Origin of the sequence: Mesorhizobium sp. M0500 (genome assembly GCF_040321165.1) — a bacterium.
Classification (GTDB): Bacteria; Pseudomonadota; Alphaproteobacteria; order Rhizobiales; family Rhizobiaceae; genus Mesorhizobium.
In genome coordinates, this window is the sequence record NZ_JAMYRB010000018.1 from 57,063 (window position 1) to 72,271 (window position 15,209).

Sequence of the window (15,209 nt, forward strand, 5' to 3'; positions counted from 1 at the left end):
GATGATTGTCCTCGGATAGCGAGCTGAGCGCGTGCAAGCCGCAGGTATCAATTAGCGGACATCAGCTCAATGCAGTAATCGGCCGAAAGGGGCCCGCCATAATTCGCCTGGCCTATTCGAAGGAATAGGTAAACCCTTGGCCTGAGGCGCCAACCGTGACCTTCGTCATCTTTTCGCCCGTGAGCGACCGGTTCAGCACGCCGCGGCTCAGTTCCGGAAGAAGCGTGTTGGTTAGGATGGCGTCAATCATTCTGCCGCCGGATTCGATCTCCGTGCAGCGGGTCTTGACCAGATCCATTACACCGTCGCCGATCACCAATTCCGCATCGTTGGTCGCGCGCAGCCGGCGAGCAATCTTGGCGAACTGATGACGGGTGATCGCTTCGATCATCGAATCCGAAAGCGGAAAGTAGGGGATGGTCACCACCCGGCCGAGAAAGGCCGCAGGGAAGACTTTCAGCAATGGGCTGCGTAATGCGGTGTCCAGTTCGTCGAGCCCTGCCCGGACCGTGCCATTCCTTGTCCGGTCCATAATCACTTCGGAGCCGACATTCGACGTAAGAAGGATCAGCGTGTTCTTGAAATCGATGCGTCTACCTTCACTGTCGTCCATCATCCCTTTGTCAAAGACCTGGAAGAAGATTTCGTGCACGTCTGGATGCGCCTTCTCGACCTCGTCGAGCAGGATCACCGAATAGGGTTTGCGTCGCACCGCCTCGGTGAGAATTCCTCCCTTGCCGTAGCCGACATAGCCGGGCGGCGCGCCCTTCAAGGTAGAGACCGTATGCGCCTCCTGGAATTCAGACATGTTGATCGAGATCAGGTTCTGCTCTCCGCCGTATAGCGTTTCGGCCAGTGCCAAGGCGGTTTCGGTCTTGCCGACGCCCGAGGGGCCGCAAAGCAGGAATACACCCACCGGCTTTTCCGGAGCGCCGAGACCGGCGCGGCTGGTCTGCACGCGCTTGGCGATCATCTCCATGGCGTGATCCTGTCCGACAACGCGCTCGGACAGAGTGGCCGCGAGCCGCAGCGCCTTCTCGGTCTGACTCGACAGCATCCGCCCCGTCGGGATGCCCGTCCAGTCCTGGACCACGGCCGCCACGGCGTTGCGGTCGACCGATGGCAGGATCAGCGGTGTTTCGCCTTGCGCCTCGGCCAGTTCGCTCATCAGTTCGCGCAGCCGAGCGAGATCGGCAGCCGGATCGGGAGGAGAAGTACCGCCTCCCGCCGCAACCTTCGTCCCGGCGTTGGACCGTTCGGTCTCCGGCAGGTCCACGCTCTCTGTCTCAGTGGCGGCCTCCTGCCCTTCCACGGCATCGAGAGGCACGCCGTCACCGCGTAGCCTGGCGCGCAGTTCGAGTATCTCGGCCACCAGCGCCTTTTCGCGCTCCCAGCGCTGTTGCGCGGCTGCTAGCGTGCGTTCGGTCTCAGCAAGCCCAGCCTCGACCCGTGCCTGCCGCTCAGCCACTTCGATGCCGATTGCAGCCTCGCGGCCGATAATGCCGCGCTCGACCTCCAGCGCCTGACGACGGCGCATGATGTCCTCGACCTCGGCCGGCGTGGCGTGCTGCGATACGGCGACACGCGCGCAGGCGGTGTCGAGAAGGCTGACCGCCTTGTCCGGCAACTGCCGCGCCGGGATGTAGCGATGCGACAGGGCGACCGCCGCGTCGATCGCCTCGTCCAATATCTGCACTTCGTGGTGCTGTTCGAGAACGCCGGCTACGCCGCGCAACATGAGGATGGCAACCGATTCCGAAGGCTCGTCGATCTTTATCACCTGGAAGCGGCGGGTCAGTGCCGGGTCTTTCTCGATGTGCTGCTTGTATTCCGACCAGGTCGTTGCCGCTATCGTGCGAAGTTCGCCGCGCGCCAGCGCCGGCTTGAGCAGATTGGCAGCGTCGCCGGTTCCGGCAGCACCACCGGCACCGATCAGGGTATGAGCTTCGTCGATGAAGAGGATGACCGGCGCTTCAGAGGATTGAACTTCGTCGATTACGGCCTTCAGCCGCTTTTCGAATTCACCCTTTACGCTAGCGCCTGCCTGCATCAATCCAACGTCGAGCATGCGCACGCTCACTCCCTGCAGTGGGGGCGGCACATCGCCTTTGGCGATGCGCAGAGCAAAACCCTCCACGACTGCGGTCTTGCCGACACCCGCCTCCCCGGTCAGGATCGGGTTGTTCTGGCGGCGCCGCATCAGTATGTCGACAATCTGCCTGATCTCCGGATCGCGGCCGACGACCGGATCAATCTTTCCGTCGCGGGCGCGCTGAGTCAGGTCGGTGGCATATTTGGCCAGTGCCGAATCCCCGCCCGGAACCCGCCGCGGCGCCTCTGCCGCGGCGACCGTAGGCGAAGCGCCGGCTTCGAGTGAGCCCTCCGTGATATCGGCGAAGCGCGCCACTACGGCGTCGGCGTCAATTTTGTCGAACTCGCCGCTGATCTTCGACAGCAGGCCTTCCAGTACCGGTGTCTTCAGGCAAGCAAGCAGAACATGTGCGCTGCGAACCTCCTCCACGCCGAATTCCAGTGTTGCCAGATTCCATGCCTCCTGGATGGCGTGGAAGATATGGTCCGAAAACTCTTCGATCGAGGTTGCGCCATAAGGCAGTTTGTCCACCGCGCGCGTCATATCGGCCGTAAGTCGGCTCGCATCCAGTCCCGCATCGGCGATCATCATTTGCACATCCGAGCGGTCGGAGAGCACGAGCTGCTCAATGAAGTGGACGAGTTCGACGTAAGGATTGCCGCGCAGCTTGGCGCTGTCGGCCGCTGCCTTGAAGGCGCGCAACCCTAGAGGATTGAGCTTGCCGACCAGTTCCTTGCGCTTGAAACTCTGCGATGACCGGCGCTGTTCCATCGAACGTGCTCCTGCACTCTGCAAGTGGATAACCTGCCACATAAGCAGCCGCTTGACAAAGTGCGGGATGAACAAAGGTTTCGATCCCCGATTATGCGGGCTCCCATCATTGGTGGAAGATCCTGCATCGCCGGCTGCAAACAACCACGAGCCTGAGATCCCAGGCACGACATTTCCGGTCCAGGGCTCGGCAATCACGCCTTTCGGATTCCACAATCAAGACAAGGCTGCATTAGCTTTTGTTAATTTTTCCGCACTCGCTGAATTGTGGAAAAGCGCAACCGTGTGATAACGTAGGGGCAGGTCGGCCTCAGGGCCGGCGACTGGGGGATCGGTGTGATCGACGTCGCACTCTGGCTTGCTCCGCTCGACGGTGAAAATCCGTCGGGAGAGGATTTGCGTAACGATCCGGCGTTTCACGAACTGGAGCGCCTGACGGAGCCCCAGGTCAAGGTTGTCCATGACGGCAACAACAGGCCGGTCTCGCAAAGCACCATTCCCGTTGACTGGCCAGCAGTGCTCACCAAGGCTGAGGAATTGCGCGCGCGTGGCCGCGACTTGCGCCTGATTGTAATTGTCACACGCGCACTGGCCAACGAGCAGGGACTGGCCGGGTTGGCGCAGGGTCTGACGCTTATTGGGCGGACGTTCGACCTGCATTGGGAAACCATGCACCCGGCGCTGCGCCCCAACACGTCGCCTCGCGAGGCCGCCTTGCGCCGCATCAACGCGCTGCTCGACCTTCAAAATGGTCAGGACGGGCTGCTGGCCAACCTGCGGCAAATGACTTTCTTTGCGCCACGCTCGATCGGGCCGATCAGCGGACGCGACCTGGAACACGCTGCGCTCGACGACCGCGTCATGCTGCAAGAAGCAGCGTCAGGATTGAATGCGGCCGAAAAGGCAGCGCTTGTCAGTGCGCACGGACAACTGTTGAATCGGGTCCGTGCCGGGTGCGCGGCACAGGCGGATCAAGCCAATGAGGAAATGCAGTCGCTCATCGCCAATGCGCGCGCGGCGGTCGCGGCACTGGAAGCCATCGAGACAGCCCTCAACGCTCGCCTTGAAGGCAGCGGCGGGACCACCGTTCCGGAATTAAAACGGTTCCTGCAGCGTTTGTTGACAACCCTCGAGCGCAACTCGGCTGCCGGCGCGATGGCGAATGGCTCGGCAAAGCCGTCCCCTTCGCTTGCAGAACCGGTAATGCCTGCCCGAAACGGTCATGGAGCCGATGCAATGGCAAGTGTGGCTGGCTGCGCGGACTCGAGCACCGGACTCCCTGACAGGATTTCATCGCGCGACGACGTGGTGAAATGCCTGGACCTCGTAGTCGCCTTTTATGACCGCACCGAACCGTCGAGCCCGATTCCCCACCTCGCCCGCCGTGTGCGCCGGATGGTGCATATGGATTTTGTAGAACTGATGGAAGATCTCGCCCCGTCGGGATTGAAGGAGTTCCGGCTTCTTGCCGGCGTTCCCGATGCCAAGAAGACGGCTCAGAAGGATGAAAGGTAGCAAGCAATGCCAGCCGAAAGCAAAGCCAAGGTCATCGAACGAAATCGCGCGCCGCGGGTGCAGATCGCCTATGACGTGGAAACCTATGGCAGTCCAACGACAATCGAGCTGCCGTTCGTCATGGCCGTCATGGCGGACCTTTCAGGCGCTTCGCAGACCAAGGAAGCGTCGAAGTCGATACTGGACCGCTCCCTTGTCGAGACCGATGCGAACCGTTTCCCGCGTTTCATGGAGGCACTTGGACCACGCGTGAAAGCCCGCGTGAAGAATACGCTGCCCCAGGCCGAAGGCGCCGAGCGGGACGAGGAGCTGGCGCTCGACCTCACCTTCACCAAGATGGGCGATTTTGCGCCGGACAAGATTGCCGAGCAGGTGCCCCAATTGGCCGAAATCCTCAAGATGCGCCGCCAACTCGAGGAACTTCTCGGCTTCATGGACGGGCGCGTCGACGCCGAAAAGCGTATTGCGCAACTGCTGAACAATGAACCGCTTCTTGGCCAGATCGCCAGCCAGGCACTGGCGGACGACAAGGCAGGGGAATGACCATGGCCGAACAGCAAAAAACCGCCGCCGTCGCCGAGGCGGAAACCATTGATCTTGGAGAATTCAGCGGACTCCTCGAGAAGGATTTCAAGGTCAAGAAGGACGACAGCGAAAAGCTGCAGCAATTGGTGCGCAATCTCGCACTTGCAGCGCAGACACGTTCCGATACCACGACCATCTCGTCGAATGCGATCAAGTCGATCAAGTCGCTGATTGCCGGAATCGACAAGATGCTTTCCGAACAGGTCAACGAGATCCTGCACGCGCCGGAAGTGCGCGAAATGGAGGGCACATGGCGTGGCCTGTGGTATCTCGTAAACAATACCGAGACGGATCAGAAGCTGAAGATCCGGGTGATGAACATCTCCAAGGAGCAGCTGGCCGACACGCTTGAGGATTATGAGGGCCAGATGTGGGATCAGAGCCCGATCTTCAAGAAAGTCTACACGGACGAGTATTCGATGCTTGGCGGCGAGCCGATCGGCTGTGTGATCGGTGCGTACGAATTCTCCAACCACCCGCGCGACGTCGGTCTGCTGCGCAACATCTCCGGCATCTGCGCCTCAGCGCACACGCCTTTTATCGCAGCTGCCTCGCCTCGCCTGTTCCGCATGGATAGCTGGCAGGAATTGCCGAATCCGCAGGACCTGCAGCAGATCGTCTCCAACCCCGCCTATGCCTCCTGGCAGTCGCTGCGCGAGAGCGAGGATGCACGCTACATCGGCCTGACCATGCCTCGCGTTCTGGCGCGGCTGCCGTATGGCACCGATACCGTTCCGGTGAAGGGCTTCACCTTCGAGGAGGAGGTGCATGGCGACCACAATAAATATGTCTGGATGAACGCTGCCTTCCCGATGGGCGTGAACATAAACCGCAGCCACAAGCTCTATGGCTGGGGTACGCAGATCCGCGGCGTCGAAAATGGCGGCACGGTCCTCAACCTGCCAGTGCACAGCTTCCCGACCGATGATGGCTCGATAGCGATGAAATGTCCGACGGAGGTCGCCATCGACGACCGGCGCGAGGCGGAGCTGGCCAAGCTCGGCCTGATGCCCATCCTGCATCGAAAAAACACCGATCTCGCCGCCTTCATTGGCGCCCATTCGCTGCAGGACGACGAGACAAGGGCGGGACGGCTGGTCGACCCCGATGCGCAGGCCAACGAGCGGCTGAGCGCCAACCTGCCCTACCTTTTCCCGGTCTCGCGCTTTGCCCACTACCTCAAGGCGATCGCGCGCGACAAGGTCGGTTCGTTCAAGGAGCGCTCCGACATGCAGATCTGGCTGACCGAATGGATCAACCGGTATGTGCTGGCCAACCCGGCGTTTGCCGATGACAAGGCGCGCGCCAAGCGCCCGCTCGCCGCCGCCGAGGTTCAGGTGGACAGCGTGGAGGGACGCCCAGGCTACTACAATGCCCGCTTCTATCTGCGCCCGCATTATCAGCTGGAGGGTATCAATGCCTCGCTCCGGCTGGTTTCGGAACTTCCGTCCGTAAAGACTTGATTTGCAGCAACAACATCTTGGTTTTTGAAAGCGGTGGAGAAAGACAATGCCCACAAATACGAAGATTGATGGCTTTCTAAAGGTTCCGGATATCAAAGGTCCAAGCACTCGTGATGGCCATGAGGACGAAATCGAAATCCATGGCGTCGATTACAAGATGATCGCACCCTATGATCCAAACTCGCTCTCGCGCCGCGGTCGTGTATCCTTGGGTATGATCAAGTTCACCAAGCATTATGACAAGTCCTCGCCCTACCTGAAAAAGGCGCTGTTCGAAAACAAGGCCCTGGACGAAGTCGTGTTTTCGGCACGGCGGACCATTGATGGCGAGACCAAGGATTACCTGGTCGTCACACTCACCGACGCCTCGATCATGGAATACGACATGTCGCAGGCCGAGGATGAGGAGGACCTGATCGAGGAAGAGGTCAGCTTTGCCTACAAGAAAATAAAGTTCGTCTACGACGACAACGACGAAATCGAAATGGATGTCTATGTCGGCAAGTGAGGCCCGGCGGCCCGGCGCGGACAAGTCGCTGGGTAGCGGCAGCTCGCGAGCAAAGCGCGAAGCCGTCCAGCCCTCTCTATGGGACCGCCTCGTAAACGATCTGCCGGGTATGACCTCCGAGATAGACGGGCTGCGCCAGGCACTGCAGGACGAGCTTGGCGCGGAGCGGCTGGACAATCTTGTTGCGGCCAGCGCGCGGCTCATCGACGCCGACGCGGAGTTGGCGGCCGACCAGAAGCGGCGTCTGCATCGCCTGGCCTTTCAGAGCCAGCACCGCGCTGAAATCGAAAGCCGCGGCGTGGTGGTGTCGGCGCGTGTGCTCAAGGAAGCCGTGCGGCGCGATGTCGAGGCTTTGTTCAATACCGAGCGCTTCGAGGCCGTTCCGCTGCTTTCCGACCTTGAAAGCGAACAGGCCACGGACAACCCACCGTCGCTCGCCGATTTTCCGGAGGTGCGTCGCAGCGTCGTCAATTACGGAGTGCCTTCCTTCTCGGGCCGTTCTTCCCGCGACTTTGATCGCGAGGCCCTTGCGCGCGAGATCCGCTCGGTGCTTGCCACCTTCGAGCCGCGTCTCAAGGACAGTGCAACAAAGGTTGCCGTAACCCTTGGCGACAAAACCGTGGGCCTGAGGATCGAGATAGATGCGGTGTTGATCATGACGCCCACGCCCGAACGTATGCGCCTGCGCACCACGATCAATCTCGATAACGGCTTGGCTCGGACCGAATTTAGGGAAGCCTGAGATGGACCGGGTCTTCGTAGAATATTACGAGGAGGAACTGACCCATATCCGCGCGCTCGCGGCAGAATTTGCCGACATGCATCCCGCGGTGGCGCGCAACCTTTCACTCGATACGGTCCCCTGTCCGGACCCTTACGTCGAGCGGCTGCTTGACGGCGTTGCTTTTTTGGCCGCGCGGACCCGACTCAAGGTCGATGCGGAACGCTCGCGTTTCTCGCGCGCCGTCCTTGATGTTCTCTATCCCGATCTTGTCACGCCGGCGCCGGCAACGGCCGTGGTGGTGTTCAAACCCGGCCAGCAGGTCCAGACAATGATTGGGGGCCATGTCGTCAAACGCAATACGCGTCTGGTTTCCAGCCTCCAGCCAGGCCTGTCGACGCGTTGCACGTTCACCACCGCCCAGGACATCACGCTGTGGCCGATTGCCATCACCTCGGTCGGCTATTTTCAGGATCGCAGCGCCTTGGCTGCAGCCGGCATCGCGCGGATCGGCGGTGTGGATGGCGAGGCGGCGCTTCGCATCACGCTGGCTCGTACCGGAAAAGGCAAGCTCGACGAACTGTCGCTCGACCGGCTTGATCTCTACTTTTCCGCGCGCACCAAGGCACCACTGCTTTTCGACGCGATTTTCGGCGCCTGCGCGGCCGTTGGTGCACGGCCGGAAGGCAAGGCCAACCCGATATCGCCGTTGCCGGTACCTGAAATGGTCGGCATCAACGATGACGAGGCGCTGATGCCTCGTACACGTCCGACCTTCGAAGGGTACCGTCTTCTGCGCGAATATTTCATGATGCCGGAGCGCTTTCATTATGCTCGGGTTTCGGGATTGCAGCCCATCGTGCGCACATGCACAGCCGAACTCGAGATAATCTTCATCTTCAGGCGTCCGGTGCCTGAAGTTGCCGATGTGACGGCGGCCGATTTTGAACTTTTCGCAACGCCGATCATCAATCTGTTCGAACGTGAGTGCAACGTCGTCGAGCTCGATCCACGCAAGACGCGGCAGGTGCTGCATGCCGACCGCACGCGAGCGCGGGACTTCGAAATCTATCGGGTTATCCGCGTCGAGGACGCCGACAGCGAGGGGAGCGACGCCGCAATCCCGGAGCTCTTCAGCCTGGGACAGAACCGCGGCAGCGGTTGGGTTTATTCCACCGAACGGCGCCCACGCCGCCCGACGGAGGAGGAACGGCGCGACGGCCTCACCCGTACTTCATACACGGGCGACGACGTTTTCCTGGCGATTTCGCGTCCCGCGGAAAGTCCTCCGAACCGGCCGCTGAAGCGCGTCGACGTCGTGGCGCTCTGCACCAACCGCGATCTGCCGATTCTTGACGACAACCCTACCTTGACTCTGGAAGCCGGCGATCCGGTCGAGACGATCCGGCTTCTCGGCGCATTGCGCCCGCCTCGCCCAGCCATCCCCGCAGCGCTGCCGGCGGGCGCGGCGGGTGAATCGCGAGCCGACAATCTCGCCTGGCGGCTTGTAGCGCAGCTCGCGCTCAACTTTCTAAGCCTTGCAAAAGAAGGTCGCGGCGTCGATCCGCTGCATGCGCTGCTTGAGCTTTACGCCGACAGGGGAGACCCGAGCCTCGCCCGCAATGTGCACTCGATCGTGCGCATCGACTCCCGGTCGGTCATCGAACGGCTGCAGATCGATGGGCCGATGTGCTTCGGACGAGGCACGGAGGTGACATTGCATGTCGATCAATCGGTTCTGGCGGGGCAGAGCACCTTGCTGCTTTCGGCCTTGCTGGCACGGCTGTTTGCCCGTCATGCCGGAATAAACGGCTTTGTGCGAACCCGCACATGGCTGCTGCAGAAGCAGGAGGATGTGCCATGGCCCATGACGCCCGGCAATCGCTACCTGATCTAGACAAGCCTGGCCGGTCCGAAGAGCTGTCGGATGCATTCGACTTCTTCGAGTTGTTGCGGCGACTCGAACGAAGAGGCGGGCTGTTCGGCTATTCCGGCCCGCCGGAGCGCGAGCCGTCGCGGCTCGGGCAGCATGTCCGTCTCAGCTTTTTCGCCAAGGACTTGGCAGAATTCCGCGAAGCGACTGACAAAGCGCCCGCTCGGGTCACGGTCGCAAACATTGGTCTGATGGGGCCTGAAGGTCCGATGCCCCTGCATTTGACGCGCTGGGTACTCGATCGCCTGTCGCAACGCTGGTTCACCGGCGCCGATGCGCAGCAGACCAGCGACACGACGTTCATGGACTTCGTCAACATTCTTCAGAACCGCATGATTGCGCTGTATTACAGGGCGTGGGCGGATGCGCATCCGGCGGTTCAGGTCGAGCGCCCGGTAGGTGGGCGCGTTCGCGCCATGCTTGAAGCCATGGCGGGAATAGGGCTTCCCGGCACCTACAACCCCGAACTGGACGCAGTGAAGCTGCGCCAGGCCGCTTCGCTTGCCAATCAGGTCGACGGCCCCGAGCGGCTGACATTGTTCCTGGCTGAGGCGTTCAAGGTGCCGGTCCAGATCAGGGAGTTCATCGCTGCCTGGATGACCATACCAGCCGCGCTCCAGACCCGCGTTGGCAAAGCCTACGCAGGGCTCGGTCGGGAAGCGACGATCGGTCCGCGCGTCTTCAACCGTCAAAGCAGGATCGAGCTCCGCGTCGGCCCGCTGGGCTATGAGGAGTTCAAGGCGTTCCTGCCGGGCGGTCAACGCCTCAAATTGTTCAAGCAAGCCGTTAGGGACATGGTCGGCGCATCGCTCGACGTCGATCTGCGCATCGTGCTGGCGCGCGATGCCGTTCCGCCGCCGCGTATTGGAACCGTGCAACTCGCCCGGACCGCGTGGCTTGCGCGGCCCGCTGAAAGGGGCGATGCTGACGACATGCGGCTGCGGACACTAGTCGGCTGGCGGCAGGAAGGGGCGGAGGTCGCGGCATGAGTCTGCTGCTGACGCTGGAGCAAGGGCCACGCACCCAGGCGGTACGGCAGACCCGGCTTGACGAGGGGGAACTGGTGATCGGCCGCAGCGCGGACGCCGGCTGGCAGATCGACGATCCCGACATGTTCGTTTCGCGCGCCCATTGCAGGATCAGCGGTGGGCGCGACGGATATTTCGTCACCGATACGTCGAGCAGCGGATTGTTCATAGACGACTCCGACAGCCCGCTCGGCGCCGGCAAGTCGACGCGTCTTCGCAATGGCATGCGGCTGAGACTGGGCGATTACATCGTGCATGTCGATCTGCAGACGTCTAGTGCCCAAGCTACAGCAGCAGCCGCAGCGCCGGTTCCGGAGCGCTCACCGCTGGCGTCTCGGGCGCCGGTCAGCATCGGCCGTGACGATTTCTTTTCAGCCGCCGTGGAAGAGGAGCCGCAGCGGCCACGTCCAGCCGAGCTGCCGAACCCGTTCGAGCAGCCGATCCCGGGTGCGTTCGAACGCGCCAATTCCAGACAGCGCAGCTCGCCTGCTTTCGACGACCCGTTCAGCCTCGATCCGATCGCAACACCAGTATCCAAAGGCACCGCAAACTATCCAGAACCAGCCAGCGCACCCAAGCAGACAGACCCATTTGGCCTCGAGTCGGTGTCGTTCCCCAACGGCGCTACGGAGCCTGCGACGGCAAAGCTGCCGGAATTCAGCGACGACTTCGGTTTTGGTCCAGCCACAGCGCCCAACCCGGGAAGCGGCGCCAGCTCAACCGGGCAGCGCGAGGGCGACGCCCAGCCACAGCAAGCGGCCAATCCCTGGGACGTGCCCGTGCGAGGGGCAGATGCCCCTCCCCCAATACGGGCAGGCGCAGCCGCCAGCCCAGCCCGCCAGCCGCCTGCGAGGCAGCACGCCGACATGGCGCTTCGCACCGCATTCCTGCGCGGTATGGGTGTCGCGGAAGCCGATTTTCCCGGGCGCGACGCCGTCGCCGAGATGGAAAAGTTCGGCCGCGAATACCGGCTTATGATGGAAGGATTGATGCAGCTGCTGCGCAAGCGTGCCGAAGAAAAGGGAAATGCCCGCGTTGCCCAGACAATGGTCGGAGCCTCCGAGGTCAATCCACTCAAGTTTCTGCCCACGGTCGACGACTCAATCGTGATGCTTATCGCCGAACGCAGCCCCGGATTTCTCGCCGGCGAAGCGGCTATCGCGGATGCGGTTCGCGATCTGGCACAGCATCACGTGCGCGCCTGGCGCGGCGTGCAGGCTGCCTTGCGGCGGATGGTCGACCGTTTTGAGCCGGCAGCCATCGAAGAAGAGCTGAAATCGAGTTCCGCGATCGGCACGCTGTTGTCGGGCGGGCGCGGCGCCAGGCTGTGGGAGCTCTACCAGAAACGCCATCGTGAAATCGCCGAGAGCGCGGAAAAGAGCTTTCTCGGCGAAATCGGCGCCGATTTTCGGGATGCATATGAGGAGGAGTAAGACATGATCGATCGACGAGAATTTATCGTTGCCTTGGGTGCGACCGGGCTGCTTACGGCCTGTCAAAGCGCCGGGCCGCCAAAACCGTCGGTCATCACGGTCAAGCTGACAGGAGCGGCCGGCATGAACCCTGGACCAGGCGGCGGCGACCGGCCTGTGACGATGCTGGTCATGCGGCTGCGCAGCACCGGTAAGTTCAACTCTGCCGACTACTTTGCCTTGCAGGGGGATGCCGGCTCGGCACTGGCAGGTGATCTCATCGGATCCGACCAGATTGCCGTCGCGCCTGGAAAAACTGCGACCAAGACCATTACGGTCGAACCGGATGCGACGGCCCTGGGCTTCGTTGCACTTATCCGTGAGCCTGGCGGGCGAAACTGGCGGACGACCAAATCGGTTTCGTCCGGATCAAACTTTACGATCAATGTCACACTCGGCAGCGGCGGCATTTCCGCCTGACGGCCAAGGCAAGGGGAGCTCGATGCAGAGAGTAGCCGGATGAGCGATGCAAACAGGGTGCTGTGGTCCGAGGGCCTTTTTCTGCGGACCCAGCATTTCCAGCAGCAGGATCGTTTCTTCGAGGCGACTGTGCGCGGCGCGTTGCAGGCCGGCCAGTTGCATACGTTCGGCTTTCAGCAATTGACCCTGGATAAGGCATTGCTCGATGCCGGCCAGATCTCGATCCTGTCTGCACGAGGCATTTTCCCGGACGGAACCCCCTTCTCCATTCCGGATCTGATGGACGCGCCGCGTCCGCTGCCGGTCACCCCGGATACAGGCGCCGGCCCAGTGCTGGTCGCCCTGCCCCTCGAGCCGGCCGGCGGCGTTGGCTTCGATCCGGCGCATGCGTCACCCAGCGGTGCGCGCTATCATGGACGGATCGTTTCGGTGCGCGATGCCGTCCAGGGCGGTTCAGATCCCGAAGAAATCGAAATCGCCCGACCGCAATCGCTGTTGCTTGCACCCGGCAAATCGGTCGGCGGCTATACCGCCCTGCCGATAGCCGGCATCAAGGGGGTTCGTGCCGATGGCGGCGTTTCGCTAGACGAGACGTTCCTGCCACCGGCCCTGGTTACTGGTGCAGTGGCCTGGTACCGGCAATTGCTTCTGGAAGTCGTCACAGGCCTTGACCAGATCGCCGAGGCGCATGGCAAGATGGTCATGGGCGGGCCAGGGCGCAGCGTCGAAGACCTGTTGATGCTCAACCTCGCCAACGCGGCGCGTCCGCGACTGGCCCATATGCTGGCGCAGGATGTCTTCCATCCGGCCGAACTTTACTTGGAACTGGCCGGGCTTGCCGGCTCGATGGCGACCTACGGCTCGAGCGCGCGGCGACTGGGCGAGCTGCCGGCTTACGATCACATGGCGCCCGGCCCACCGTTTTCGGCGCTGGCGGATGCATTGCGCTCACTGATCCTGAGCCTGCGCTACATCGAGCCGAAATCGCGCGCGCTGCCCGTCATGCGCCATTCGACCAATGTTTGGAAAATCCGCATCGACAATCCGAAGCTGCTGGTGGCCAGCCGGATCGTCATCCGGGTCGGTTCGGAACTGTCGGAGGACGCGCTACGCAAGATATTCGTCAACCAGGCGACCGTGGGCTCGGCGGATGAGTTCGAGGGCCTGTGGAAGTCCCGCCTGCCCGGCATCCCGCTGAAACCGCTTCATTCGCAACCGCGCGAGATTCCTTACGACGGCGATCGGCTGTGCCTTGAGCTCGACCAGAAAAGCGAGCACTGGGCATCGCTGCTCGGTGCCCCAGGCTTCGTCATTGGCGTTTCGGGTGTACTGCCGAGCGAACCGCAGGTGGACTGCTATTCGGTGAACAGGTGAAACCATGAGCCGGGATGATCCTTTCGGACTGTCGGAGGATCGCGAACGCACTCGCATCAGGCTGACCGGCACGCCGATGCCGCGACCGATGGCGGCATCCTTGCCGGGCGGGCCGGTAAAACGCTCGCGCACCCACCCGAACGGCCTTGTCAACGCCTTCGCGCCCCTGCTCGAGTTTGCGCCGGAGCTTGAGAGCGCGCTGCCACCGGAGAATCCGGAAGTGTTACGCACTCGGCTGCTCGAAGAACTGGTTCGGGCACGCGACACGGCAATGGCGGCGGGGTCGTCGATGGAACGGGCCGATCAGGCAGCATGGGTAGTGGCTGCCTTGCTCGACGATCTGGCCCTGAACACGCCCTGGGGCGGGGCCAGCGTATGGCCGCGTCAGCCGCTTGTGGTCATGTTGCGCGGCGACGTCGACGCCGGCACGCAGTTCTTCACACGGCTCGACGAACTGGAACGCCATCCGAACCGCGATCGCGAATTGCTGGAACTTCAATATGACTGCCTGGCACTCGGTTTTCGCGGCAAGTATCGCGTGCCCGGCCGGTCGGGCGATCGCTCGCTCAATGCCGTTCGTGTGGCGGCGGCACGTTTCCTGCGCGATGCCGACGCCGAGAATGCCCCGCTGTCGCCAAACTGGAAAGGCGTCATCACATCCGATGAGCCGCAGCGCTTCATCGTTCCGATCTGGGTGATGGCCCTGGCCGCAGCGGTTATCGCCACCGCGACTTATGTCGGGCTCTCGGTGGGACTAAGCAGCCAGGCGGTTGAGCTTTCAGCGCTGGTCCGCGCCTTGCCGCCGCCGACACGGGGCGACATCAGGCGCGTGTCGCCAACGGTCGATGTCCCGCCGCCGGAGACCGTGGATTTCGCACTGCTGCCCGAATTTGAGGCCGGCGCGCCGGGCAATCTCAGATCGGCTCTGAGCGGCACGGAGAGCGTTTCGCTGGCCAAGCTGGTCATCCAGGCCTCCAATCCCGAACTGTTCCAGTCGTCGCGGCCAACGCTGACGGAAGGATTCGAGCCGCTGATCGGCTCGATCGCCAAGGTGATCCTGGCCAATCAGGACCTGATCGGCAACATCACTGTGCTCGGACATACGGACGGCGTCCCTCTGCAAAGAACCAATCCGCTGTCGACCAACCAGCGACTGTCAGAGGCTCGCGCCCAGACCATTGCCGACATGCTGGTACAAAACGGAGTGCCGCAGGAACGCGTCCATTCCGAGGGCCGGGCAGCCACGGATCCAGTGGCCGACGACGGCACGCGCGACGGCCGGGCCCTGAACCGGCGCGTTGAGGTGCTGGTCGAAAAGAGGCTGTGA

The 15,209-nt window shown here is 62.3% G+C and carries 13 protein-coding genes; 12 read left to right on the forward strand and 1 reads right to left on the reverse strand.

Annotated features, from left to right (window positions below; genetic code table 11):
* Positions 1 to 112: 112 nt before the first annotated feature.
* Entirely contained in the window at positions 113 to 2,863 is a 2,751-nt protein-coding gene (gene tssH, locus NKI70_RS25260) for a type VI secretion system ATPase TssH (protein ID WP_352725097.1), read from the reverse strand.
* Between the two features lie 67 nt (positions 2,864 to 2,930).
* Here tssH and NKI70_RS25265 point away from each other — a divergent pair, with 67 nt between their 5' ends.
* From NKI70_RS25265 to icmH, 12 genes are read left to right on the forward strand one after another with little or no spacing between them, the layout of a single operon-like run.
* Complete coding sequence (locus tag NKI70_RS25265; RefSeq protein ID WP_352692803.1) at positions 2,931 to 3,152, forward strand: hypothetical protein; 222 nt, start codon at positions 2,931 to 2,933, stop codon at positions 3,150 to 3,152.
* A gap of 47 nt (positions 3,153 to 3,199) precedes the next feature.
* Complete coding sequence (gene tssA / locus NKI70_RS25270) at positions 3,200 to 4,378, forward strand: type VI secretion system protein TssA (protein WP_352692805.1); 1,179 nt, start codon at positions 3,200 to 3,202, stop codon at positions 4,376 to 4,378.
* Positions 4,379 to 4,384: 6 nt separating this feature from the next.
* Positions 4,385 to 4,921, forward strand: coding sequence for a type VI secretion system contractile sheath small subunit (gene tssB / locus NKI70_RS25275; protein ID WP_352452817.1), 537 nt, complete (start codon positions 4,385 to 4,387; stop codon positions 4,919 to 4,921).
* 2 nt (positions 4,922 to 4,923) lie between these two features.
* Positions 4,924 to 6,426: a type VI secretion system contractile sheath large subunit gene (gene tssC / locus NKI70_RS25280; RefSeq protein WP_023720342.1), complete on the forward strand. Its 1,503-nt coding sequence runs from the start codon at positions 4,924 to 4,926 to the stop codon at positions 6,424 to 6,426.
* A 46-nt stretch (positions 6,427 to 6,472) separates the two neighbouring features.
* Positions 6,473 to 6,934 (forward strand): Hcp family type VI secretion system effector, encoded by a 462-nt coding sequence (locus NKI70_RS25285; RefSeq protein WP_023678576.1) that lies wholly within the window; start codon positions 6,473 to 6,475, stop codon positions 6,932 to 6,934.
* Entirely contained in the window at positions 6,921 to 7,676 is a 756-nt protein-coding gene (gene tssE / locus NKI70_RS25290; RefSeq protein WP_352692808.1) for a type VI secretion system baseplate subunit TssE, read from the forward strand. Before NKI70_RS25285 ends, tssE begins: the two co-directional genes overlap by 14 nt.
* Before the next feature lies 1 nt (position 7,677).
* Positions 7,678 to 9,552, forward strand: coding sequence for a type VI secretion system baseplate subunit TssF (tssF, locus tag NKI70_RS25295; RefSeq protein ID WP_352692810.1), 1,875 nt, complete (start codon positions 7,678 to 7,680; stop codon positions 9,550 to 9,552).
* On the forward strand, positions 9,516 to 10,577 hold the full coding sequence (gene tssG / locus NKI70_RS25300; RefSeq protein WP_352692812.1) for a type VI secretion system baseplate subunit TssG: 1,062 nt from the start codon (positions 9,516 to 9,518) through the stop codon (positions 10,575 to 10,577). Before tssF ends, tssG begins: the two co-directional genes overlap by 37 nt.
* A complete protein-coding gene (gene tagH, locus NKI70_RS25305) occupies positions 10,574 to 12,049 on the forward strand; it encodes a type VI secretion system-associated FHA domain protein TagH (protein WP_352692814.1) in 1,476 nt (491 codons plus the stop codon). Before tssG ends, tagH begins: the two co-directional genes overlap by 4 nt.
* A gap of 3 nt (positions 12,050 to 12,052) precedes the next feature.
* Positions 12,053 to 12,508: a type VI secretion system lipoprotein TssJ gene (tssJ, locus tag NKI70_RS25310; RefSeq protein ID WP_352692816.1), complete on the forward strand. Its 456-nt coding sequence runs from the start codon at positions 12,053 to 12,055 to the stop codon at positions 12,506 to 12,508.
* 39 nt (positions 12,509 to 12,547) lie between these two features.
* The gene (gene tssK / locus NKI70_RS25315) at positions 12,548 to 13,882 is read left to right on the forward strand and encodes a type VI secretion system baseplate subunit TssK (RefSeq protein WP_352725099.1); all 1,335 of its coding nucleotides are present in this window, start codon (positions 12,548 to 12,550) and stop codon (positions 13,880 to 13,882) included.
* 4 nt (positions 13,883 to 13,886) lie between these two features.
* Entirely contained in the window at positions 13,887 to 15,209 is a 1,323-nt protein-coding gene (icmH, locus tag NKI70_RS25320) for a type IVB secretion system protein IcmH/DotU (RefSeq protein ID WP_352725101.1), read from the forward strand.

Coding starts and splice junctions, on each gene's coding strand:
- tssC (WP_023720342.1), top strand. CDS start 4,924: ATGGCCGAACAGCAAAAAACCGCCGCCGTCGCCGAGGCGGAAACCATT.
- tssE (WP_352692808.1), top strand. CDS start 6,921: ATGTCGGCAAGTGAGGCCCGGCGGCCCGGCGCGGACAAGTCGCTGGGT.
- tagH (WP_352692814.1), top strand. CDS start 10,574: ATGAGTCTGCTGCTGACGCTGGAGCAAGGGCCACGCACCCAGGCGGTA.
- tssH (WP_352725097.1), bottom strand. CDS start 2,863: ATGGAACAGCGCCGGTCATCGCAGAGTTTCAAGCGCAAGGAACTGGTC.
- tssJ (WP_352692816.1), top strand. CDS start 12,053: ATGATCGATCGACGAGAATTTATCGTTGCCTTGGGTGCGACCGGGCTG.
- icmH (WP_352725101.1), top strand. CDS start 13,887: ATGAGCCGGGATGATCCTTTCGGACTGTCGGAGGATCGCGAACGCACT.
- tssB (WP_352452817.1), top strand. CDS start 4,385: ATGCCAGCCGAAAGCAAAGCCAAGGTCATCGAACGAAATCGCGCGCCG.
- tssF (WP_352692810.1), top strand. CDS start 7,678: ATGGACCGGGTCTTCGTAGAATATTACGAGGAGGAACTGACCCATATC.
- NKI70_RS25265 (WP_352692803.1), top strand. CDS start 2,931: ATGAACAAAGGTTTCGATCCCCGATTATGCGGGCTCCCATCATTGGTG.
- NKI70_RS25285 (WP_023678576.1), top strand. CDS start 6,473: ATGCCCACAAATACGAAGATTGATGGCTTTCTAAAGGTTCCGGATATC.
- tssK (WP_352725099.1), top strand. CDS start 12,548: ATGAGCGATGCAAACAGGGTGCTGTGGTCCGAGGGCCTTTTTCTGCGG.
- tssG (WP_352692812.1), top strand. CDS start 9,516: ATGGCCCATGACGCCCGGCAATCGCTACCTGATCTAGACAAGCCTGGC.